At 67.1% G+C, this 21,383-nt stretch carries 22 protein-coding genes; 15 read left to right on the top strand and 7 right to left on the bottom strand.

From position 1 onward, the window contains the following. Nucleotides 1-4: 4 nt before the first annotated feature. Complete coding sequence (locus MU582_17270; protein ID UPK74170.1) at nt 5-376, top strand: MmcQ/YjbR family DNA-binding protein; 372 nt, start codon at nt 5-7, stop codon at nt 374-376. A 6-nt stretch (nt 377-382) separates the two neighbouring features. On the opposite strand, the gene MU582_17265 is transcribed toward MU582_17270, so the two are convergent. Then, a complete protein-coding gene (locus MU582_17265) occupies nt 383-1,234 on the bottom strand; it encodes an alpha/beta hydrolase (protein ID UPK74169.1) in 852 nt (283 codons plus the stop codon). Nucleotides 1,235-1,298: 64 nt separating this feature from the next. Here MU582_17265 and MU582_17260 point away from each other — a divergent pair, with 64 nt between their 5' ends. After that, complete coding sequence (locus MU582_17260; GenBank protein UPK74168.1) at nt 1,299-1,901, top strand: TetR/AcrR family transcriptional regulator; 603 nt, start codon at nt 1,299-1,301, stop codon at nt 1,899-1,901. Nucleotides 1,902-2,080: 179 nt separating this feature from the next. Continuing rightward, nucleotides 2,081-3,400 carry an FAD-binding oxidoreductase gene (locus tag MU582_17255; GenBank protein UPK74167.1) on the top strand — a complete coding sequence of 440 codons (1,320 nt, stop codon included), beginning with the start codon at nt 2,081-2,083 and terminating at the stop codon, nt 3,398-3,400. On the opposite strand, the gene MU582_17250 is transcribed toward MU582_17255, so the two are convergent. Further along, nucleotides 3,342-4,712 carry an MFS transporter gene (locus MU582_17250; protein UPK74166.1) on the bottom strand — a complete coding sequence of 457 codons (1,371 nt, stop codon included), beginning with the start codon at nt 4,710-4,712 and terminating at the stop codon, nt 3,342-3,344. The two genes, MU582_17255 and MU582_17250, sit on opposite strands and share 59 nt — an antisense overlap. Before the next feature lie 195 nt (nt 4,713-4,907). Between MU582_17250 and MU582_17245 the strand changes: the two genes are divergently transcribed. Beyond that, nucleotides 4,908-5,663, top strand: coding sequence for an AraC family transcriptional regulator (locus tag MU582_17245; GenBank protein ID UPK77192.1), 756 nt, complete (start codon nt 4,908-4,910; stop codon nt 5,661-5,663). 12 nt (nt 5,664-5,675) lie between these two features. Beyond that, on the top strand, nt 5,676-7,658 hold the full coding sequence (locus MU582_17240; protein UPK74165.1) for a thioredoxin domain-containing protein: 1,983 nt from the start codon (nt 5,676-5,678) through the stop codon (nt 7,656-7,658). Nucleotides 7,659-7,673: 15 nt separating this feature from the next. Here the strand turns inward: MU582_17240 and MU582_17235 are convergent, their stop codons facing one another. Beyond that, complete coding sequence (locus MU582_17235) at nt 7,674-8,243, bottom strand: TetR/AcrR family transcriptional regulator (protein UPK74164.1); 570 nt, start codon at nt 8,241-8,243, stop codon at nt 7,674-7,676. Between the two features lie 70 nt (nt 8,244-8,313). On the opposite strand from MU582_17235, the gene MU582_17230 reads away from it, so the two are divergent. Beyond that, entirely contained in the window at nt 8,314-8,676 is a 363-nt protein-coding gene (locus tag MU582_17230; GenBank protein ID UPK74163.1) for a DoxX family protein, read from the top strand. A 36-nt stretch (nt 8,677-8,712) separates the two neighbouring features. Here the strand turns inward: MU582_17230 and MU582_17225 are convergent, their stop codons facing one another. Beyond that, on the bottom strand, nt 8,713-9,417 hold the full coding sequence (locus tag MU582_17225; protein ID UPK74162.1) for a hemolysin III family protein: 705 nt from the start codon (nt 9,415-9,417) through the stop codon (nt 8,713-8,715). 107 nt (nt 9,418-9,524) lie between these two features. On the opposite strand from MU582_17225, the gene MU582_17220 reads away from it, so the two are divergent. The 8 genes from MU582_17220 to MU582_17185 all read left to right on the top strand — a co-directional run bounded on the left by MU582_17220 (nt 9,525) and on the right by MU582_17185 (nt 18,127). Next, on the top strand, nt 9,525-10,286 hold the full coding sequence (locus MU582_17220) for an isoprenyl transferase (protein UPK74161.1): 762 nt from the start codon (nt 9,525-9,527) through the stop codon (nt 10,284-10,286). A gap of 122 nt (nt 10,287-10,408) precedes the next feature. Then, complete coding sequence (locus MU582_17215) at nt 10,409-11,236, top strand: SgcJ/EcaC family oxidoreductase (GenBank protein UPK74160.1); 828 nt, start codon at nt 10,409-10,411, stop codon at nt 11,234-11,236. A gap of 244 nt (nt 11,237-11,480) precedes the next feature. Continuing rightward, nucleotides 11,481-12,806, top strand: a complete 1,326-nt coding sequence (locus tag MU582_17210) for a PhoH family protein (GenBank protein ID UPK74159.1) — start codon at nt 11,481-11,483, stop codon at nt 12,804-12,806. Nucleotides 12,807-12,995: 189 nt separating this feature from the next. Further along, entirely contained in the window at nt 12,996-14,321 is a 1,326-nt protein-coding gene (locus tag MU582_17205; GenBank protein UPK74158.1) for an extracellular solute-binding protein, read from the top strand. Next, nucleotides 14,318-15,259, top strand: a complete 942-nt coding sequence (locus MU582_17200; protein UPK74157.1) for a sugar ABC transporter permease — start codon at nt 14,318-14,320, stop codon at nt 15,257-15,259. The genes MU582_17205 and MU582_17200 overlap by 4 nt, the downstream gene beginning before the upstream one ends. A 3-nt stretch (nt 15,260-15,262) precedes the next feature. Then, entirely contained in the window at nt 15,263-16,102 is an 840-nt protein-coding gene (locus tag MU582_17195) for a carbohydrate ABC transporter permease (protein ID UPK74156.1), read from the top strand. 21 nt (nt 16,103-16,123) lie between these two features. Next, complete coding sequence (gene ugpC / locus MU582_17190) at nt 16,124-17,281, top strand: sn-glycerol-3-phosphate ABC transporter ATP-binding protein UgpC (protein UPK77191.1); 1,158 nt, start codon at nt 16,124-16,126, stop codon at nt 17,279-17,281. 111 nt (nt 17,282-17,392) lie between these two features. Beyond that, on the top strand, nt 17,393-18,127 hold the full coding sequence (locus MU582_17185; protein ID UPK74155.1) for a lytic transglycosylase domain-containing protein: 735 nt from the start codon (nt 17,393-17,395) through the stop codon (nt 18,125-18,127). Between the two features lie 4 nt (nt 18,128-18,131). Here the strand turns inward: MU582_17185 and MU582_17180 are convergent, their stop codons facing one another. Continuing rightward, nucleotides 18,132-18,794, bottom strand: a complete 663-nt coding sequence (locus tag MU582_17180; GenBank protein ID UPK74154.1) for an NAD(P)H-binding protein — start codon at nt 18,792-18,794, stop codon at nt 18,132-18,134. Between the two features lie 93 nt (nt 18,795-18,887). Between MU582_17180 and MU582_17175 the strand changes: the two genes are divergently transcribed. Then, entirely contained in the window at nt 18,888-19,250 is a 363-nt protein-coding gene (locus tag MU582_17175) for a helix-turn-helix transcriptional regulator (GenBank protein UPK74153.1), read from the top strand. Nucleotides 19,251-19,283: 33 nt separating this feature from the next. Here MU582_17175 and MU582_17170 read toward each other — a convergent pair whose 3' ends face one another. Further along, a complete protein-coding gene (locus MU582_17170; protein UPK74152.1) occupies nt 19,284-20,678 on the bottom strand; it encodes a class II fumarate hydratase in 1,395 nt (464 codons plus the stop codon). A 17-nt stretch (nt 20,679-20,695) separates the two neighbouring features. Next, nucleotides 20,696-21,331: a hypothetical protein gene (locus tag MU582_17165; GenBank protein UPK74151.1), complete on the bottom strand. Its 636-nt coding sequence runs from the start codon at nt 21,329-21,331 to the stop codon at nt 20,696-20,698. Nucleotides 21,332-21,383 lie beyond the last annotated feature (52 nt).

Here is a 21,383-nt window from a genome sequence, read left to right as displayed (position 1 = left end):
GACCGTGGCCCAACGACCGGCGGTTCCACCCGCACTCGCCCAGCGCCTACGTGACGTGTTCGACGAGCTTCCCGAGTGCGTCGAGGAGGATGCCTGGGTAGGGGTGCGCTGGCGGGTCGGCCAGGCCACTGTCGCGCACCTCTTCGGCGGCGAAGACCAGCTGTTCCGGGTCACGTTCCGAGCCGAGCGCGCCGAGGTGATGGCGTTCGAGCATCTCGGCGCGCCGTACTTCCGTGCGGCCTGGGGTGACAACGTCGTCGGGCTGCTCATCGACGACGCGACCGACTGGAGCGAGCTCGCCGAGCTGCTCACCGACTCCTACTGTGTGCAGGCACCCGATCGGCTCTCCACTCTGGTGCGCCGTCCGAGCGCGTAGTCAGCGTCAGCCGAACGGCCCGCGCGCGGATACCCCGCCGATCTGGTCTGCGAGTACGTCCGGTGCGTCGAGCTGGACGAACGTCTTCGCGTTCGGCACCTCGACGAACTCCGCGTTCCGGAACGCTTGCTGAAGACGGCGGCCGAGACTCGGCTTGAATGCGCGGTCGGCCATGCCCCACACGATGTGGACCGGACCTTCGTACGAATCGAGCCGGGTGGATACCTCGAGGAGATCCTTTGGTTCGGCGCGACGAAGGAAGCGTACGGCGTCTGCTCGTGCGCCGCGGTTCGTGATTGCGGCCTCGACCCACGAGCGTGTCTGTGCGGGATCGAATTCGTTGGCGAGCAGTCCGAATCCCAACGGAGAATGGCGAAACGCGCGCAGACGCATTGGCAGCAGATTGAACTTCATCCGGCCCGTGCCACCCAGCAGTCGGAAGATCAGGTTGAACGGGAAGGGCGGGAAGGTGCCGAACGCATCGCAGTTCGTCAGTACGAGCCGGCCGATCCGACGCGCATCGGTGTCGACGAGGAACTGCGCCAAGGCGCCGCCCGTGTCGCTGCCGACCAAGGTGACGTCGTCGAGATCCAACGCCTCGAGGAACGCGAGGATCTGGCGGGCGACTCCCCTCGGTGACTGGTCGGCGTCGCCGTTGAGCGGGTGGTGATGTGCGCCGAGCGGGAGGTCCGGCGCGTACGAGCGAACTCCGCGGTCGGCGAGCAACTCTGCAACCGGGGACCAGACCGATCCGTCGATCAGGAACGCGTGCAGGAACACGACCGGGGGAGCATCGGAGTCCGGAGGGCCTGCGCTGCGGTAGGCGACGGTGCCGTGCGGCAGATCGATGGTGTCCATGGGAGCCCCCTCGGGTTCGACGTGAAGTAACATACAGTGTGTATGTAACTTACGGACAGACTGTATGAAAGTTTCGCGACGTACGCAAGCAGAGCGCACGGCCGCTACCCGCGCTGCACTGGTCAGGGCCGGCCGGGTGCTGTTCGCCGAGCACGGCTTCGCCGGGATCGGAACCGAGACGCTCGTACGCGAGGCGGCGGTCAGCCGCGGCGCGCTCTACCACCAGTTCGGCGACAAGACCGAGCTGTTCGCTGCGGTGCTCGCCGACGTCGAGGCCGAGGTGACGCAGGCGATAGCAGCGGTCGCCCTGGACGCAGGAGAGTCCGACTTCGTGCCGCTGATGATGCGGGCGGTCGACGCCTGGCTGGATGCTTGTGAGAGTCCGGAGGTGCAGCGGATCGTGTTGCTCGACGGGCCGTCGGTTCTCGGTTGGCAACGCTGGCGGGAGATCTGCCAACCGCACGTACTCGGACTCGTCGAAGGTTTGCTGGCGAAGGCGATGGCCGACGGCGTGGTGACGGACCTACCGGTCAAGCCGCTCGCGCACGTTCTGCTGTCCGTGGCGGACGAGGCCGCCTTGTTCGTCAATGCGGCAGACGACCGTGCCATTGCGCGCGACGAGATCGCCAAGGTCGTACGCCCGCTCATCAACGCACTCGCGACGTGAGTAGCGCCTGCCGGCCGCTACTACCGCGGTGGAAGTAGGGCCGTACTTCCACCGCAGCAGTGCGGGCCAGGTTCTGCCCAGTGGTGCGTACGCCCAACTGTCGCCTCGCGCACGACGTATTCGGGTCGCGCTTCGCGAATGATCGGTCGCGAACTCGATGACTTGAAGGGGGCGTTCGAATGAGCCGACAGGTGTTGGCAGACAAGCTGCGTGGCGAGGTCCTGGAGCCCGGTGACGAGGGGTACGCCGAAGCGAGCACGACTGTGTTCGGCGTCGGCGCGCCCGCACTGGTCGTACGACCCGATGAGGCGCAAGACGTGGCCACGGCGATCGACTATGCGCACAGCGCCGGTTTGGTTCTGTCTGTGCGATCCGGTGGACACAGCGTGCTCGGTAGCAGCACCAACACGAGGGGGTTGGTGCTCGATCTGGCACGTATGAACGCAGTGACGGTCACCGATCCGGCGACGGGACTCGTCAGTGTCGGCGGGGGAGCCAACTGGGGCCAGGTCGCGAGCACTCTCGCGCCGTACGGCCTGGGTCTCACCGCAGGCGACACCGCCGACGTCGGCGTCGGGGGGCTCACGCTCGGCGGCGGTATGGGCTGGATGGTGCGCAAGTACGGTCTGGCGCTCGACAACCTGATCGGCGCTCAGGTCGTCACGGCCGATGGTCGGACGCTCGAGACGAACGAGACTCTTCATCCCGAGCTGTTCTGGGCACTCCGCGGTGGCGGAGGGAACTTCGGAGTGGTGACCCGGTTCGACTTCAGGGCACAGCCGGTCGATACAGCACACTTCGGCACCATCACCTATCGGCCCGACGATGTCGCCGGAATCATTCGTGGGTGGCGGGACCACATGCGGGCGGCGTCCGATGATCTCACCAGCATCCTGACGGTGATGCCGGCGATGTTCGGGATGCCGGCGTCGGTGCTGGTCACGCTCTGTTTCGTCGGCGACGACGACGATCTCGACGGGGCCGTGGACCCGCTGCTTCGCCTTGGTGTCGTGACCGACAACAACCTCCAGCGACTTCCGTACTCCGACATCCTCGAGGAGGCCGGACATCCGCCGGGGATGCGTGTGGTGGCCCGTAATGCGCTGGTGCCGAAGTTGACGGACGAGGCGATCGACGCTGTGCTGGCGGTGTATCGAAGCGATGTTCCCACGATGTCCAGCATCCGCAGTCTCGGCGGAGGCTTCGGGCGAGTGTCGGTCACAGACACGGCGTTCGCGCACCGCGACGCCGAGGCGATGGTGTTCTGCGGTGCTGTGCTGCCCGCCGATGCGACCGAGGCCGACGTCGACCGGGCGCTCGTACCCTGGCCAGCGGTCGCCCGGTGGGGCACCGGCGCGTACCTCAACTTCCACGGCTCGGCCACCTCGGCAGACCTGCGGGCGGCGTACCCGAATGAGACGTACGAGCGACTGGCTGCGGTCAAGCGTGCGTACGATCCCGACAACACGTTCTCGCGTAACCACAACATCGTGCCGTAGCCCAGCCTGCACAGGTCACCGCGAGAGCGAGGAGGATGGCGACGGCCATCGCCACGTGCAGCAAGCCATCTGCCGAGTCGGACGCGGCGAAGTAGATGCTGCCGATACCCGCGACCGCGATCACCTCGGCGAGCGTTGGCCCGGTGGCGTTCAGTGCCGAGATCGCCGACGCGTGCTGCGGCCCGACCCGCGACGCGATCCACGCGATCAACGGGCTGTATCCGGCGGCGTGCCCGGCGCCGGCGAGGAACAGCAATGGCACGGACCCGATCTGGTGCCAGCTATCGCGGTAGAGGAGCACCACGGCGGTCGAACCCGCCGCGAACACGGCCGGCCCCGCAACCGGTAAGACACGTTGCAGCCATGGCGAGTAGCGGTTCCAGGTCAGGCTGAGCACGCCGAAACCGACCGCGTACGGGACGAATGTGAGTCCGGCCTGCAGCGGGCTGTAGTCCAATCGGGACTGTAGGTGCAAGGTCAGCGTGAGTAGGAAGACGGTGTAGCAACCCATCACGATGCAGCATGCCGCGAGGCCGAGTCGTACCTCCGGCGGACGCAGCGCCGCGGGGTCGAGCACCGGATGGCGTGCCGTCAGCTCGTAGCGTCCGAACACTGCGAGTAGCACGACACCGCCGGTGAGCGTGGCCCACGACCAGGTCGGCCAGCCGTGGTCGTGCCCGAGGGTGAGCGGCAGCGTGATCGCGGTCATCGCCACCGTGAGCAGAAGTACTCCGACGGGGTCGAGTCGAGCGGTTCCGTCGAGGTGGGTACGCGGCATGACCCGCGAGGCCACGATGAGCGCGAGTACACCGATCGGTACGTTGACGAGGAACACCGGCCGCCAGGACAGGCCGAACAGGTCGGCTCCGACCACGAGCCCGCCGCCGACCTGTCCGAGTACGACGCCGAGTGCGAGGACCATGCTGTAGACGCCGATCGCTCTGCGGCGCCCGTCACCGTCCCAATGTCGGTGGATGAGGGAGAAGACCTGTGGCATCAGCAGTGCCGCACCCATCGCCTGGACGAGCCGAGTGAGGACCAACATCGTCGGGTTGACGGCGAGTCCGCAGCTCAGCGAGGCGGCAGTGAACCAGCCGAGCCCGATCAGAAATGCGCGGCGATGTCCGATCACGTCGCCCAGCCGCGCGCAGGTGACGAACAAGACCCCGGTGGTGAGCAAGTAGCCCGACACGATGAGCTGGATCTCGGCTCCGCTGGCGTGGAGATCTGCCCGGATGGTCGGTGCGGCCACCGACACGATGGAACCGTCGATGGATGCCATCACCTGTCCGGTGAGCAGAACGGCGAGCATCGATCGTCGACGTACGGCGGGACTTGTCGCAGGACTCTGACTGACCACGTACGCGAGCATCGGACACCGGTCGGTCGTCGGTCTTGAAGGAATATGCGGATTGCGAACGCTGTGGCTACGGCTGACCCAGGCTGTGCGCCGGCCTTGTCGGTGTGCGCGGATAGTGTCTGAGATGTGCGTACGGTCAGGAGTTTGGTGGAGGGCCCCCACTTCGCGATCCGGGCCGTCGCATGCGACGACCACCATGTCGACTGGTCACCGCCCGAGACGACTCCGGTCGCCCAGGTCGTGATGGTCCAACGTGGCCGGTTCCGGGTTCGCTCGGGCGGCCGTCGCGTGACCGTAGATCCGACCACCGGCTACCTGCATGCACCGGGCCAGGAGACCAGTTTCGCGCACCCTGCCGGAGGTGACGTCTGTACGTCGATCTCCTTGCCCACAGACGTGCTGACGAGTGGTATCGATGCCGGGCGTACCGCGGAGGTTCGCGTGGATGCTCGGCTCGAGTTGGCCCATCGTGTCCTGCTGCGTGGCCATTCCGATCCGGCCTTCGCCTCCGCCGAGGGCGTAGTGCAACTGCTGCAACTGGCGTTACGTCGTCGTCCCGATGAATCACCCGCGCCTGGGCGCCACGATCTCGCAGACCGGGCGCGTGAGGCGATCCTCGCCGACGATCCCAGCAGCGCTGGCCTGGTCGAGCTCGCCGGCTCACTGCGCACCTCGCCGGCGCATCTGAGTCGTACGTTCCGGCACCATGCGGGTGTGTCGATCAGTCGGTATCGCAACCGGGTACGGGTCAGCCGCGCGCTGCGGCGCATCGACGAAGGCGAGACGGACCTCGCGGCACTTGCGATCAGCCTCGGCTTCAGCGATCAGGCGCACCTATCGCGGACGATGCGCCGCGAGACCGGGCATCCTCCGGGTCGGGTCCGTGCCTTCCTCGCCGGGTGACACCCTCGAACCATGACCAACCGACTCGCCTCCGCCACGTCGCCGTACCTGCTCCAACACGCCGACAACCCGGTCGACTGGTACGAGTGGGGAGACGACGCGTTCGAGGCGGCGCGTACGCGCGATGTGCCGGTGCTGCTGAGTGTCGGGTACGCCGCATGTCACTGGTGCCACGTGATGGCTCACGAATCGTTCGAGGACGCCGACACCGCCGCGTACCTGAACGAGCATTTCGTGAGCATCAAGGTCGACCGCGAGGAGAGGCCCGACGTCGACGCCGTCTACATGGGCGCCACCCAGGCGATGACCGGCCAGGGCGGCTGGCCGATGACGTGTGCGTTGACTCCCGACGGTGAGCCGTTCTTCGCGGGCACGTACTTCCCCGGTCAGGCACGGCCGGGGATGCCCGCGTTCCGACAGGTACTCGAGGCGCTCGTCGATGCCTGGCAGACCGAGCGGGAGCAGATCGCGGCCATCGGCGGCGACATCGTCGGTCATCTGCGCGCTGCAACGGCGCTGACCGCGCAACCGCTCGGCGAGGACGAGCTCGACGCCGCCGTACGCGCACTCGCGGGGCAGTACGACGCAGAGGCAGGCGGCTTCGCGGGGAGCCCGAAGTTCCCGCCCTCGATGGTGTTGGAGTTCCTGCTGCGCTATGCCGCGCGTACCGCATCCTCCGACGCGCTCGCGATGGTCGAGCACACCTGTGAGTCGATGGCACGCGGTGGGATGTACGACCAGCTCGCCGGCGGGTTCGCGCGCTACAGCGTCGACCGCTTCTGGCGGGTGCCGCACTTCGAGAAGATGTTGTACGACAACGCGCTGCTGCTGCGCGCCTATCTGCATTGGTGGCGGCAGACGGGTTCGCCGCTCGCGGAGAGGGTCGTACGTGAGACCGCGGAGTTCCTGCTCGCCGAGTTGTCGACGAAGGAGGGCGGGTTTGCGTCCGCGCTCGACGCAGACACCGACGGGCGCGAGGGTGCGTACTACGTGTGGACGCCCGACCAGCTGCGCGAGGCCCTCGGCGACGAGGACGGCATCTGGGCTGCGGAGTTGCTGGAGGTGACACCAGCAGGCACGTTCGAGCACGGGTCATCCACCCTGCAGCTGCTCAACGACCCCGACGATCCGCAGCGCTGGGCTCGCGTCCGTGCGCGGCTGGCGGCGTTGCGGTCGGAGCGTACGAAACCCGCGCGCGATGACAAGGTGGTCGCCGCCTGGAACGGTCTTACGATCACCGCGCTGGCAGAGGCGGGCGTCCTGCTCGACGAGCAACGGTGGTCCGACGCCGCAGTACGAGCCGCGGAGCTGCTCGCGACGGTTCACACACCGCTACCGGGTCGACTGGTTCGCACCTCGCGCGCGGGCCAGGCGTCGATGAACGCGGGTGTGCTCGACGACTACGGCTGCGTGGCAGAGGCGTACCTCGCGGTGCTCGGAGTCACCGGCGACGCTCGTTGGCTCGATCGTGCCGAGGCGCTGCTGACGACTGTGCTCGAGCAGTTCGCCGACGGCGACGGCGGCTTCTACGACACGGCCGCCGACGCCGATGCGCTCGTCGCGCGGCCGCGCGATCCGGGTGACAACGCGTCGCCGTCGGGCACGTCTGCAGTCGCCGCTGCATTCGTCGCGTGCGGTGCGGTCACCGGCGACGCCCAGTGGCGAGAAGCGGGGGAGTCGGCGGTACACGCCGCCGGCGCCGTTGCCGACAAGGCGCCACGGTTCGCGGGCTGGACGCTGAGCGTTGCCGAGGCGCTCATCGCCGGGCCCGCCGAGATCGCCGTTGTCGGGCCCGCCGGTGCTGCTCGCGATGCGCTGCACCGAGCGGCGCTACGTACGACCTCGCCGGGTGCCGTCGTCATCGCAGGTGAGGCAGGCATCGAGGTGCCGCTGTTCGAGGGGCGCGATCTCGTCGACGGGTCACCCGCCGCGTACGTCTGCCGCAACTTCGTCTGCGAGCGCCCGGTCACCGACCCCGGAGCCATCGAGGTCTGAGTAGTCGGTGTCGCGCTAAGCCTGCGGGTCGCCGTCGACCGGCACCAACGGCAGAATGCGTTCGTAAAGGCGCCGCAGGTCGTCGATCTCGACGGCCGGGCGGGTGACCATGGCGCCGACCGCGATGACGTACGGAAGCAGCGCGCTGATGCGGACCTCGTCCTCGTCATCGCTGATCGAACGCCAGACGCCGCGGAGCACCTCGAGGCGTGCCTCGTCGATGCGAGCCTGAGACTCGGCCGCGACCGGGTCGGTGAGAGACCACGCCCGCAAGGCGACTTCGAGTTCGGGTCGGTACACCTCGCCGTCGGGGGCGGTGACGACAGCGATCAGACGCTCGAGGAGGTCGCGGCCGCTCCCGACTCCGCGCTCGGCGACGGCATCGTGTAGTCCTGCGACCAACAGCTCCTCGATGTGCGTCAGGAGTTCCCGTTTGAACCCCTCTGCGCCGTCGAAATGGTGATGGAACGAGCCCTTCGACAGGCCGAGCCGGGCGGCGATCCGGTCGATTCGCACTCCCGCGGCGCCCTCCGCGGCCAGGACTTCGACGCCGTCGTTCAGCCAACGATCTCGCGCTTCACCCATCCTGAGCCTTCCCTGGTCGACGCTTCGGCCGACGACCGTAGCATACCATGCCGTATGGTACGGTCGATGCATGTCGCTCACCGCGCTCCCCGACCCGGCCTGGCCGGTCCTGATCCTCGCCGTCATCAGCGCCGTCGACGGTGCCATGTGTGTCAAGCCGGTCGCGTTCATCGCACAGTGCTTCGCCGATGTTGGGTTCCCGCGTAGGTACTGGTGGCTCATGCCGGTGATCAAGTTCGCCGCGGCCGCCGGACTCCTGCTCGGCATCTGGGTTCCCGTGCTCGGCATACTCACGGCGACGTGCGTCGTGCTGTATTTCGTCGTCGCCATCGGGATGCACATCCGGATGCGCGACTTCGGTCGTACGTTGTTCCTCAACGCAACGGGCATGTTGGCTATCAGCGCGGCGACACTGGCGATCTCCTTCGCCTGACCGCAAGCCGGCGCAGACCCAGCTCCCATCGCCGAGTCAGCGCAGGGAGTACGCCGCGATCGAGATTCCGGTGTAGTGCGTGACGAACGCGGCGATCGTGAACACGTGGAAGACCTCGTGGAAACCGAACCATCGTGGGAACGGATCCGGCCACTTCAGCCCGTAAACGACCGCCCCGAGTGTGTACAGCAAGCCGCCGACGGCCACGAGCACCGTGACCGATGTCGACGCGGCCGCGGCGAAGTCGGCGGCCCAGAAAACCGCCGCCCAGCCGAGCCCGAGATAGATCGGTACGTACAGCCATCGTGGGGCGTTCAGCCACAGCACCCGGAAGAACACCCCGGCGATCGCCCCACCCCAGACCAACGTCAACAGGATCGTTGCGTCCTTGCCGTCGAGCAGCAGGATCGAGAACGGTGTGTACGAACCGGCGATCAGCAAGAAGATGTTGGCGTGGTCGAAGCGCTTGAGGGTCTGGTGGACGGTCGGTCGCCACGACCCGGTGTGGTAGACCGCGCTCACGCCGAACAGCAGCAGCGCGGAGACCATGAACACCGCCGCGGCGATCTTGATGCGCGCACCCGGAGCGAGAGCGATCAGCACGATGAACGCGGCAAGCGCCAGCGGCCACGTGGCGGCGTGTAGCCAGCCACGTAGCTTGGGTTTGATCTCGCGGGCGACCTCGCGGAGGCGGTCACCGGTCTCGTGCGCCGTCGCCTCGACGCGTAGTTTGCTGTCCATGCGTCGCCCAGTGTACCTGCGCCCTCTGTGCACGCAGGCGTGAACCGGCTCACTCCTGCGGGCACCACCGCACTAACCTGGAGCGGTCCGAACCGAAAGGCCCGTCCGTGTCGATCAGTGACCTCGTCTATGGCGTGTACGAGCGGCGGTTGCTCAAGGACCTGAACCCTGAGCAGGTGCCGAAGCACGTCGGCGCCATCGTCGACGGCAACCGCCGGTGGGCGCGCGGAGCGGGCGCCGGGGTCGCCGACGGTTATCAGGCCGGTGCCGACAAGATTCCCGAGTTCCTCGGCTGGTGCGATGAGCTGGGTGTCCAGGTCGTGACCCTGTGGCTGCTCTCGACGGACAACCTCGAGCGTGCCGAGTCGGAGGTCGAGCCGCTGCTCGAGGTCATCGAGGGGCTCGTCGAGAGGCTCGCCGACTCCGGTCGCTGGCGGATGCGGCTGATCGGATCGCTCGACCTCCTGCCGGACGAGCCGGCCAGGCGTCTGCGCGACGCGGTCCGGCGCACCGACGACATCGAGGCGATGGCGGTCAACATCGGTGTCGGGTACGGCGGACGCCAGGAGCTCGCCGACGCCATGCGCTCGCTGCTCGTCGACCAGGCCGACAAAGGCCTCACCCTCGAGGAGCTTGCCGACGCACTCGATGTCGAGCACATCGCCGAGCACCTCTACACCAAGGGCCAACCCGACCCCGACCTGGTCATTCGTACGTCCGGTGAGCAGCGGTTGTCGGGCTTCTTGCTCTGGCAGAGCGTCTACAGCGAGTACTACTTCTGCGAGGCGCTGTGGCCCGCGTTCCGGAAGGTCGACTTCCTGCGCGCCATTCGCTCGTACGCCGCGCGGGAGCGTCGGTTCGGCCAGTAGGCGACCGGCGACTTTCCGGCTCGAATGCCGTCCATGCGCCGATGAATTTCGGGCGTCGCATCAGTCGTGACTGGTAGACGCGATGGCGCCGTCTACCAGTCACGGTCTGAAGGAGCAGCGAGATGGACGACGAGCAACAGATCAGACGACTGATCGAGAGCTGGGCCGCAGCGGTGCACACGGGTGCTCTGGACACCGTGCTCGCCGATCACGCCGGAGACATCGTGATGTACGACGTGCCCCCGCCGTATGAAGGGCTGCGCGGTATCGATGCGTACCGCGAGACCTGGCCGGGATTCTTCGAATGGCAGGCCGCCGGCGCATCGTTCGAGATCGAGTCGCTCGACGTCGTCGCGGGCGGCGATGTCGCGTTCGCGTACGCGCTCCTTCGCTGCGGTGCGCCGAGCGACGCCGCGGACAATCCGGACCGGCGGCTACGACTGACTCTTGGGCTGGTCAAGAGCGACGACCGCTGGGTCGTGCAGCATGAGCACCACTCGTTCCCACACGACGACGACCCGAGCAGATCCGCTGACGAGGTTCGAGCCGTGCAGGAGCAGTGGTCGGAGCAGACGGCGGCGAAGGATCTGGACGGACTGATGTCGGCAATTGCCGACGACGTGGTCTCCTACGAGCACGAGACGCCCCTGCAGTACGTGGGGATCGACGAGGTCAGATCGGTGTGCGAACGCGGTCTCGAGGCGGGCGCGGGCGAGGTCTCGTTCACGGTCCCGGACCAGACCGTCGTCGCGCGCGGAGATCTCGCTGTGGCATGGGGACTTGATCGCGTTGCCGTGAACGACGCCGGCGGCGACACCTTCGAGATGTGGTCCCGGGGCACGCGAGTCTTCCGCAGGAATGCAGGCTCCTGGACGATGGTGCACCAACACCTGTCGTACCCGCTGGATCCGCAGACCGGCGCCGCCAGGACCGATCTTCGGCCCGACTGACATGCGCCCAGTCCACTGTCCGGCCATCCTCCGGTCACCGCGTGGTCGGGCGTGTCTCCCTTCGCGGACCCGTTGCCGACGTACGCTCGGGGTGACGCCGGGACGGGAAGCCCGACGTCACGGGAGGCAGTACCGGTGACCGTTTCTACCGGAGGGTCCGACCCCGGGCCCTCGCCGACTCCCGGCCCGATTACGACCTAGGGCCGGGCGCGGGGAGCGCGTACGGCCCGTGAGGGGACAGACCGTGGCTGCATCGAAGTCAACGTCGAGCAGGCCCGCCGGCCGACGTACGTACGTTCTCGACACCAGCGTTCTGCTCGCCGATCCCGGCGCGCTCAACCGATTCGCCGAACACGAAGTCGTTATCCCAGTCGTCGTCATCACCGAGCTCGAAGGTAAACGGCATCATCCCGAGCTCGGCTACTTCGCCCGATCGGCGTTGCGGCGGCTCGACGCGCTGCGCATCGAGCACGGCAAGTTGGACGAACCGCTGCCGATCGGTGATGCGGGCGGCACGATCCGGGTGGAGCTGAACCACACGGACGCGACCGCGTTGCCGGCAGGCTTCCGCCTCGGTGACAACGACACGCGGATCCTCTCGGTCGCCGCCAACCTCGCGTCCGAGGGCAACGACGTGACGTTGGTGTCGAAGGACCTCCCGATGCGGGTCAAGGCATCGTCGGTCGGCCTGACGGCGGAGGAGTACCGCGCGGAGCTGGTGATCGAGTCCGGCTGGACCGGCATGGACGAGCTCGACGTCACCGCCGACGACGTGTCGGCGCTGTACGACGTGGGCGAAGCCGATATCCCCGAAGCAAGAGAGCTGCCCTGCCACACCGGGCTCGTACTGCTATCCGACAACGGCAGTGCTCTCGGCCGGGTGACACCGGACAAGCGCGTACGCCTCGTACGCGGAGATCGGGAGGCCTTCGGCATCCGCGGACGTTCGGCGGAGCAGCGGATCGCCCTCGATCTGTTGCTCGACCCCGAGGTCGGCATCGTGTCGATGGGCGGGCGCGCCGGCACCGGCAAGTCGGCGCTGGCGCTGTGCGCGGGCCTCGAGGCGGTCATGGAGCGACGCGAGCACAAGAAGGTGGTGGTGTTCCGCCCCTTGTACGCGGTCGGCGGGCAGGATCTCGGCTACCTGCCCGGCAGCGAGTCGGAGAAGATGGGCCCCTGGGCGCAGGCGGTGTACGACACGCTCGGCGCGGTCGCGTCGGGAGATGTGATGGACGAGGTGATCGACCGCGGAATGCTGGAAGTCCTTCCGTTGACGCACATCCGCGGTCGGTCGCTGCATGACGCGTTCGTCGTGGTCGACGAGGCGCAGTCGCTGGAACGCAACGTACTGCTGACCGTGCTGTCGCGGATCGGAGCCAACTCCAAGGTCGTACTCACCCACGACGTCGGCCAGCGCGACAACCTGCGAGTCGGGCGGTACGACGGTGTGGTCGCCGTGGTCGAGAAGCTGAAGGGCCATCCGCTGTTCGCGCATGTGACTCTGACGCGTTCGGAGCGCTCGCCGGTCGCGGCACTGGTCACCGAGATGCTGGAGGACATCACTCCCTGACCGCCCGCTGAGCATGACGTTCGGGCGCAGACACGCCGGTGTGTCGCGCCCGGACGTCATGCTCAGGGTGGCTGGGTGGTCACAACTCGGAGTCGACCGATGGCGCGGACGACATCGGTGTGGTTAGGTGACCTTGATCACAGGATGCCGGTACGTAGGCGCCTGGAGCGTCGGACGGAGAGGGAGCAGATGACCCAGACCCGCGGACGAAGGCGGCGAGCGATCGCCATCGCGATCGGCGCCACGCTGGCCGCGAGCGCGTTGTCCGGTTGTGCGCAGGTGTTCGGCGTCGCAGGAGAAGACAACACCTTGACCTGGTGGGTCAATCCCGACGGCGTTGAGACCCAGAAGGCGCTCGCCGAAGAGTGCAGCAAGGGCAAGCCGTACGACATCGACGTACAACAGCTGCCGACCGACGCAACGCAGCAACGCGTGCAGCTCGCGAGACGGCTGGCCGCGGACGACTCGACGATCGACCTGATGAACATCGATCCGCCGTTCATGTCCGAGCTCGCCAACGCCGGCTACCTCGCCGAGGTTCCCGAAGACCTCGCCGATGCGGCGACGGGTAGCGACGTGCTGCAGGGTGTCGCTGAAACGGTGACCTGGGACGACAAGATCTATGGCATCCCGCAATGGGCCAACACCCAGGTGCTCTGGTACCGCAAGTCGCTGGCACAGCAAGCGGGTCTTGACATGTCGAAGCCGGTCACCTGGGACCAGGTCATCGAGGCCGCGGCGGACAACGGCGGGACCGTCGGAGTCCAGGCCAACAAGTACGAGGCGTACGCGATCTGGATCAACCAGCTCATCGAGGGAGCCGGTGGCCACATCGTGTCCGACGTCGACAAGGGCGTCGACCTCTCCATCGACATCGACTCCCAAGCCGGTCGGGACGCGGCCGCCGTGATCGAGAAGCTCGCCGATTCGAAGGCCGCCCAGCCCGACCTCACCAACTCCAACGAGGGCACCAGTCTCGGGCTCATGTACGCCGGCGCCGGTGAGTTCATGACGAACTGGACGTTCGTGTACGCGAACTACGCCGGCCTCGTCGGTGAAGGCGAAGGCATGATCTCGAAGCAGGACTTCGACGACCTCGGCTGGGCGCGGTACCCGCAGACGGTCCAGGGCACCGAGAGCAAGCCGCCGATCGGAGGCATCGACATCGGCGTCGGCGCGTTCTCCGAGCACAAGGACTGGGCGTTCGAGGTCGCCGAGTGCTTGACGTCACCGGATAGCCAGACCGCGCTGGCCGTGACCGACGGGCTGATGCCCGCGCGGGCGTCGGTGTACGACAACCCCGATCTCAAGGAGGCGTACCCGGCCGATCTGCTCGCGCTCTTTCGGGAAAGCATCGACACGGGCGCCCCACGTCCGAAGACGCCGTACTGGAGCACCATCTCCGGAGCGATCCAGAACGAGTGGCACCCCCCGACGTCGGTGGATCCCGATACGACTCCGAAGGAGTCTGCGACGTACATCCGCGACGTACTTGATGGAAAGGCGCTGCTGTGAGTACGGCAACGACGGCTCCCGAGAACGCGAAGCCGGCGCAGTCTGCTGAGGACAGCGATCGCAGCAGGGCCGAGAACCGTCTCGGCCAGAAGCTGGTTGCCCCGGCCGTTGTGGTGATGCTGCTGGTCACCGCATATCCGATGCTGCAGGCGTTGTACCTGTCGTTGTTCCGCTACCAGCTCACGACGCCGGACGACAGGGCGTTCGTGGGGCTGACCAACTACTGGACGGCCCTGACCGACTCGCTGTTCTGGCGGGACACCTGGAACACCGTGCTGATCATGATCGTGACGGTCGCGATCGAGCTGGTGATCGGGTTCGTGTTCGCGATGGTGATGCACCGGGTCATCTTCGCCAGGGGAGTCATCCGTACGTCGATCCTGATCCCGTACGGCATCGTCACGGTGGTGTCCGGCTTCACCTGGCAGTTCGCGTTCAGCTACAACAACGGCTTCTTGAACCAGTGGATCCCGTTCGTCGCCGACGACTACAACTGGTTCGGCGGTCACTGGTCGTCACTGCTCGCGATCTGCATCTCCGAGATCTGGAAGACGACCCCGTTCATGTCGCTGCTGCTGCTCGCGGGGCTCGCGCAGGTTCCGGAGGACATGCTCGAGGCGGCCAAGGTCGATGGCGCCACCTGGTGGCAGCGATTGTGGAAGGTGATCCTGCCGAACATGAGGGCGGCGATCATGGTCGCCGTTCTGTTCCGCGCCCTCGATGCGTACCGGATCTTCGACAACATCTTCGTGATGACGAAGGGCCAGAACAACACCGAGTCGGTGTCGTTCCTGACCTATCGCCAGGTGATCGAGCAGTTCCAGCTCGGCGCCGGCTCCATGTTGTCGGTGCTGTTGTTCCTGTCCGTGCTGCTGATCGCGTACCTGCTGGTCAAGCTGTTCCGGGTCGACCTCGCGAGCGCAAGGCAGGAGGGCTGAGACATGTCGGTGAAAACCAGGATCGGCGTCGTCATCGGCGCAGCGGTCATCCTGATCTGGTGCCTCCTGCCGATCGCGTGGATCATCTCGCTGTCGTTCAAGTCCCAAGAAGCGGTGACGAACGGTAGCCCCGGGTTCCTACCGCAAGATGGCGGCAATGCCGGCTGGCAGAACTACAAGGACGTCTTCAACAACGAAGAGTTTCGGCAGTCGATCTACAACTCGATCGGCATCTGTCTGATCGCGACGCTGCTCTCGGTCATCCTCGCGACGCTTGCGGCGTACGCGATCGCACGGCTGGACTTCCGCGGCAAGAAGCTCGTCCTCACGATTGCGCTCGCGATCGCGATGTTCCCCGTCGTATCGCTGGTCGGCCCGCTGTTTGACATGTGGCGTACGTTCGGCCTGTTCGACACCTGGATCGGGCTGATCATCCCGTACATGTCGTTCACGCTGCCGCTGTCGATCTGGACGCTGTCGGCGTTCTTCCGCGAGATCCCCTGGGAGATGGAGCAGGCCGCGCAGGTCGACGGTGCGACGTCGTGGCAGGCGTTTCGGAGGGTGATCGTGCCGCTCGCCGCGCCCGGCGTGTTCACGGCCGCGATCCTCACCTTCTTCTTCGCCTGGAACGACTTCGTGTTCGGCATCTCGCTGACGTCGACCTCGAATGCTCGGCCCATTCCGGCGGCTCTGTCGTTCTTCGTCGGCTCCGACCCGTTCAACCCGCCGGCCTCCCTGATGGCGGCGGGTGCCGTCGTCGCGACGGTGCCGGTGATCATCATCGTCCTCCTGTTCCAGCGCAAGATCGTCTCCGGCTTGACCTCCGGTGCCGTGAAGGGTTGATGCCAGATGGCAACCATCGAGATGAACAACATCGTCAAGCAGTACGGCGACGGCTTCCCCGCAGTGAACGACATCAGCCTCGACATCGCTGACGGTGAGTTCATGATCCTGGTCGGCCCGTCGGGCTGCGGTAAGTCGACCTTGCTGCGGATGATCGTCGGCCTGGAGGACATCACGTCCGGTGACATGGTCATCGGCGGCAAGCGCGTCAACGACCTCGCGCCGCGCGATCGCAACCTGGCGATGGTGTTCCAGAACTACGCGCTCTACCCGCACCTGACCGTCTACGAGAACATCGCGTTCCCGCTGCGGCTGTCGAAGGAGTTCAGCAACGACGAGATCGACCGCAAGGTCCGCGAGGCGTCGGCGACGCTCGAGCTCGATGAACACCTCTCCCGCAAGCCGGCGAACCTCTCCGGTGGCCAGCGACAGCGAGTCGCGATGGGACGCGCGATCGTACGCGACGCGCAAGCGTTCCTGTTCGACGAGCCGCTGTCCAACCTCGACGCCAAACTGCGCGGCCAGATGCGTACGGAGATCTCGCGGCTGCAGAAGAAGCTCGGCGTCACGACGGTGTACGTCACGCACGACCAGACCGAGGCGATGACGCTCGGTGACCGCGTCGCGGTGTTGAAGAAGGGCGTCCTGCAGCAGGTCGCCAGTCCGCGTGAGCTGTACGAGCGCCCGGTCAACCTGTTCGTCGCCGGGTTCATCGGGTCGCCGCCGATGAACTTCCTGCCGGCGAAGGTCAACGGTGACCGGCTCGACCTGCCGTTCGCATCGGTTCCGATGTCGAGTGAGCTCAAGGCCGCCGTCGGTGACACCGAGCTGCTGATCGCCGGCGTACGCCCTGAGCATTTCGAGGACGCCTCGCTGGTCGACGAGGCAATCAAACCGCACGGCGTCGAGTTCGAATCCGACGTCGACGTGGTCGAGTGGCTCGGCCACGAGCAGTACGCGTACATCCCGTTCGAGCCGGGCGACGAGATCGCCGGGCAGCTCGCGGAGCTGCAGGCCGAGACCGACAGCGAGTCGATGCGTACGCAGATCGTGGTCGCCCTCGACACCGCGAGCCGGGTACGCGAGGGAACGTCCGCGACGCTGTTCATGGACACCCGAAAGATGCACCTTTTCGTACCCGAGACCGGCGAGAACCTCGCCGCGCGGGTCCCCGCGTGAGCGCGGTCCGACGGAGTGACCTATCCCACTTCAAGAGATCGCGATTTGATAACGCCGGGTCTCATCAGGCACGCTTTCGTCTGATCCGTCCCTGACCGAAGGACCACGCCTGTGTCACGAGGCCGCCCAAAAGGCGGTAGGCATGCCGCGCGGCATCGCAAACCGTCCACGTTCGAACGCACCGTCGGCCGTGCCATCGACGCCACTCCGCAAGTCAGCGGTAGGTCGGTTGCGCTCGCGGCCGCCGGCGGCGTACTCGCGACCGGTACCGTCGTCGGCAGCCAGGCCCTCACGGGCGACCCGGCAGCCGAGGTGGCAGCCGACGACAGCCCGTCCGCACTGCCCAACCTCGCGTCCGACAACGACGCGTGGAGCGAGCCGGCGAAGGCCGATGCGTCCGCGCTGTCGGCCCGGAGTGACGACGACGAGGTGAGCCGCAGCGCCGGCCGTCCGTCGCTCGACAGCCTCAAGCAGGAGGCGATGAAGGAGCAGTCGACCGAGTCGAAGGGCGGTCACGCCGCGTCCGCGAAGGTCGAGGTCGAGGCCGCTGACCCGCGCGACATCGCGCGCTCCATGCTGGGCGACTACGGCTGGGGCCAGGACCAGTTCCCCTGCCTCGACGACCTGTGGATCGGCGAGAGCCAGTGGCAATGGGACGCCGAGAACCCCTACTCCGGTGCGTACGGCATCCCGCAGTCGCTGCCCGGCGAGAAGATGGCCAGCGCCGGCTCGGACTGGCAGACCAACCCCGCGACGCAGATCGAGTGGGGCCTCGGCTACATCGCCGACCGGTACGGCTCGCCGTGTGCTGCGAACGACTTCAAGCAGGGCAACAACTGGTACTGAGCCGTCAGCCCGCCGAGCGCACGCGCGCGATCGACACCAGCTCACGGTGTCGGCTGGGCGCCTCGATCTGATCGATGACGGCCCGGGCGACCTCCGGGTACGAGAACGAGTCTGCAGTCTGAGTGGGATCGGGAACGGCATCGTCTCCGAGTACAACCGGGCCGCCGCCGTCCGGTTCATCGAGCAGCACCGGTGGTGGCGCCAGCACGACCCAGTCGAGTGCGGCAGCCTCGTTCGCCAGTAGCTGTACGCCGGCCAAGTGACCGCGGGAGAACGCCCGGGCCTCATCCGGTAGCCCGTCAGCGTCGTGCACGCGTCGTCCGTCGGTCGTACGCAGGTTGGTGCCGATGCCGACGACGACCAGGCGCTTTGTGCCGGCCGCATTGAGTCCATGGATCAAGGCGGTCGTTGCGGCGGTGTAGAAGTCCACCGCGGGCACGTCCAGGCGCGCCACCGCGCTCACCGCCGCGTCGTGACCGACGGCGAGACCCTTGGTCTGGCCCGGATCGGTCACATCGCCGTGCTCGACGCGTACGTCAGCGGACGGACGGTCGTACGTCGCCGGGTTACGGACGACCGCCGTGACCCGATGCCCCCGGCGGGCGGCCTCCGCGACCACCTCGCGCCCTGCGCGTCCGCCCGCGCCGAAGACGATGGTGTTCGTCATCTGCGTTGCCTCCCATTGGTTGTGCTTTCGAGCAACGACCGTACGGTTCGCACCGCCGGTTCCCGCAACGAAACCGGGCTACGCTTCTACGCCATGAGTGCTCCGCTTCGACCCGACATGTTCGACGGCTGCGATCACGAGGTGCCGATCCAGGTCGGCGACAAGTGGACGGCGAAGATCATCACCTGCCTGCGTGACGGCCCGCGTCGCTTCGGCGAGCTCGTCGTACCGCTGCGGCCGATCACAGCGAAGGTGCTCACCGAGAGCCTGCGCCGCCTGGAGCGCGACGGCATGATCCAGCGCGCGGCGTACGACGAGAACCCGCCACGCGTCGAGTACGCGCTCACGGAACTCGGCCGGAGCCTGTTCGCGCCGTTGGAGGCGCGCTGCGAGTGGAACCGCTGTTACGGCGATGCGTTCCGCGCGGCGCGGAACGGTGCATCAGTCAGCGTCTGAGAACGCGTCCCAGCCTGCCGAATCTCGTGGTGACTACGGATGGGTCATGGAGAGCACGTCGAGGGCCTCGTCGAGCTGCGCCTCGGTGAGGTCGCCACGCTCGACGTACCCGAGCTCGATCACGACCTCGCGGATCGTCTTGCGCTCCGCCACCGACTTCTTCGCGATCTTCGCGGCGGCCTCGTACCCGATCAGGCGGTTCAGCGGCGTCACGATCGACGGTGACGACTCGGCGAGCTCCGTGCAGCGCTCGACGTTGGCGGTGATGCCGGAGATGCAGCGGTCGGCGAGTACTCGTGAGACGTTGCCGAGCAGCCGGATCGACTCCAGCAGGTTGCGAGCGATGAGCGGCAGCTGAACGTTCAGCTCGAACGCACCCGATGCGCCCGCGGTGGCGATCGCGGCGTCGTTGCCGATGACCTGCGCACACACCTGCAGGGTCGCTTCGGGAAGCACCGGGTTGACCTTGCCCGGCATGATGCTCGAGCCAGGCTGCAGGTCGGGGAGCGCGATCTCGCCGAGACCAGCTCGTGGCCCGGAACCCATCCAGCGCAGGTCGTTGCAGATCTTGGTCAGGCCGACGGCGATCGTACGCAGCTGGCCGGACAGCTCAACCAGGCCGTCGCGGGCGCCGTGTGCCTCGAAGTGATCGCGTGCCTCGGTCAACGGCAGGCCGGTGTCTTCAGCCAGCAGCTCGATGACCCGCTGCGGGAAGCCCACCGGTGTGTTGATGCCGGTGCCGACCGCCGTGCCGCCGAGCGGGACCTCGGCGGTGTTGGGGAGCGCCGACTCGACTCGTGCGATGCCCTTACGGACCTGGGCGCCGTAGCCGCCGAACTCCTGGCCGAGCGTGACCGGCGTTGCGTCCATCAGATGCGTACGCCCGGACTTCACGACCGTCGCGAACTCCGATGCCTTCGCCTCGAACGCCGCCGCGAGGTGATCGAGCGCGGGGATCAGCTCGTGGGTCGCGGCCGCCGTCGCGGCAACGTGGATCGACGTCGGGAACACGTCGTTGCTGGACTGGCTCGCGTTGACGTGGTCGTTGGGATGTACGTCGCGGCCGAGCGAACGCGTCGCGAGCGTTGCCAGGACCTCGTTGGTGTTCATGTTGCTCGAAGTGCCCGAGCCGGTCTGGAACACGTCGATCGGAAACTCGGCGTCATGCACTCCGGACGCAACGGCTGCAGCGGCCTCGACGATCGCGTCGGCCATGTCCTCCTCGAGTACGCCGAGCTCGGCGTTCGCCTTCGCGCAGGCACCCTTGACCTGTGCGAGCGCCTTGATGTGCTGGCTCTCCAGTGTGCTGCCCGAGATCGGGAAGTTCTCGACGGCGCGTTGGGTCTGGGCCCGCCACAGAGCCTTCGCGGGTACGCGTACCTCGCCCATCGTGTCGTGCTCGATGCGGTAGTCCTGATCAGCGCTCATGGGCCGAGGCTATCGCTTCACCCACGGTGCCCGCGAAGGAGCCAGTACGACTCGTCGCGACCCTGCAGGCGTACTGGCACCGGCTCGGTCTCGACACGTACGAACAGTTCTCGCATAGCGGCCTCGAGGTCGGGTGCCTCGGCCATCGACCACACGCACAGCTGGCCGCCGAGGGCCAGTGCGTCCAGGCAGGTGCGTAGGAACGGCGTCTCGTACAAGCCCGCGTTCTCCGGGTGCACGAGGTAGCCGGGACCGTTGTCGACGTCGAGCAGGATCGCGTCGAGACTGCCTGCCTCGGCACCTTCGACGACCTCACGTACGTCGGCCACCTGCAAGTCGACCCGGGCATCGGCGAGCAGATCCGCACCGGGGAGTACGCCCGCCCGCATCCATGCGGGGATCGCCGGCTCCAGCTCGGCCACCGTTACGGATTCGACGCGGCGGTCAGCGAGGATCGCGCGAAGCGTGAACCCGAGGCCGAGCCCGCCGACCAGGATCCGCCGAGGCCGGCCGAGACCTGCGAGGGTGGCTTCGGCGAGCTGTCGCTCGCTCGTCGTCTCGGCGTCGTCCATCACGAACACGCCGCCTACCCGGAGCTCGAGGGCGCCGTCGACTCGATGCCGTAGCACCGCATCGCCCGACCGCCACTCCACGACGCAGACCGTACCGGACCCTACGGGGGAGGCGTGGTGCAACCGGCACCGG

It is taken from the genome of Nocardioidaceae bacterium SCSIO 66511, from assembly GCA_023100825.1.
Lineage (GTDB): Bacteria > Actinomycetota > Actinomycetes > Propionibacteriales > Nocardioidaceae > Solicola.
The sequence above is the reverse complement of the archived record's forward strand: the minus strand, read 5'-3'. Positions and strand labels throughout refer to the sequence as shown.

Coding starts and splice junctions, on each gene's coding strand:
- ugpC (UPK77191.1), top strand. CDS start 16,124: ATGAACAACATCGTCAAGCAGTACGGCGACGGCTTCCCCGCAGTGAAC.
- MU582_17180 (UPK74154.1), bottom strand. CDS start 18,794: ATGACGAACACCATCGTCTTCGGCGCGGGCGGACGCGCAGGGCGCGAG.
- MU582_17225 (UPK74162.1), bottom strand. CDS start 9,417: ATGGACAGCAAACTACGCGTCGAGGCGACGGCGCACGAGACCGGTGAC.
- MU582_17195 (UPK74156.1), top strand. CDS start 15,263: ATGTCGGTGAAAACCAGGATCGGCGTCGTCATCGGCGCAGCGGTCATC.
- MU582_17240 (UPK74165.1), top strand. CDS start 5,676: ATGACCAACCGACTCGCCTCCGCCACGTCGCCGTACCTGCTCCAACAC.
- MU582_17265 (UPK74169.1), bottom strand. CDS start 1,234: ATGGACACCATCGATCTGCCGCACGGCACCGTCGCCTACCGCAGCGCA.
- MU582_17260 (UPK74168.1), top strand. CDS start 1,299: ATGAAAGTTTCGCGACGTACGCAAGCAGAGCGCACGGCCGCTACCCGC.
- MU582_17215 (UPK74160.1), top strand. CDS start 10,409: ATGGACGACGAGCAACAGATCAGACGACTGATCGAGAGCTGGGCCGCA.
- MU582_17235 (UPK74164.1), bottom strand. CDS start 8,243: ATGGGTGAAGCGCGAGATCGTTGGCTGAACGACGGCGTCGAAGTCCTG.
- MU582_17175 (UPK74153.1), top strand. CDS start 18,888: ATGAGTGCTCCGCTTCGACCCGACATGTTCGACGGCTGCGATCACGAG.
- MU582_17170 (UPK74152.1), bottom strand. CDS start 20,678: ATGAGCGCTGATCAGGACTACCGCATCGAGCACGACACGATGGGCGAG.
- MU582_17255 (UPK74167.1), top strand. CDS start 2,081: ATGAGCCGACAGGTGTTGGCAGACAAGCTGCGTGGCGAGGTCCTGGAG.
- MU582_17205 (UPK74158.1), top strand. CDS start 12,996: ATGACCCAGACCCGCGGACGAAGGCGGCGAGCGATCGCCATCGCGATC.
- MU582_17250 (UPK74166.1), bottom strand. CDS start 4,712: ATGCTCGCCGTTCTGCTCACCGGACAGGTGATGGCATCCATCGACGGT.
- MU582_17230 (UPK74163.1), top strand. CDS start 8,314: ATGTCGCTCACCGCGCTCCCCGACCCGGCCTGGCCGGTCCTGATCCTC.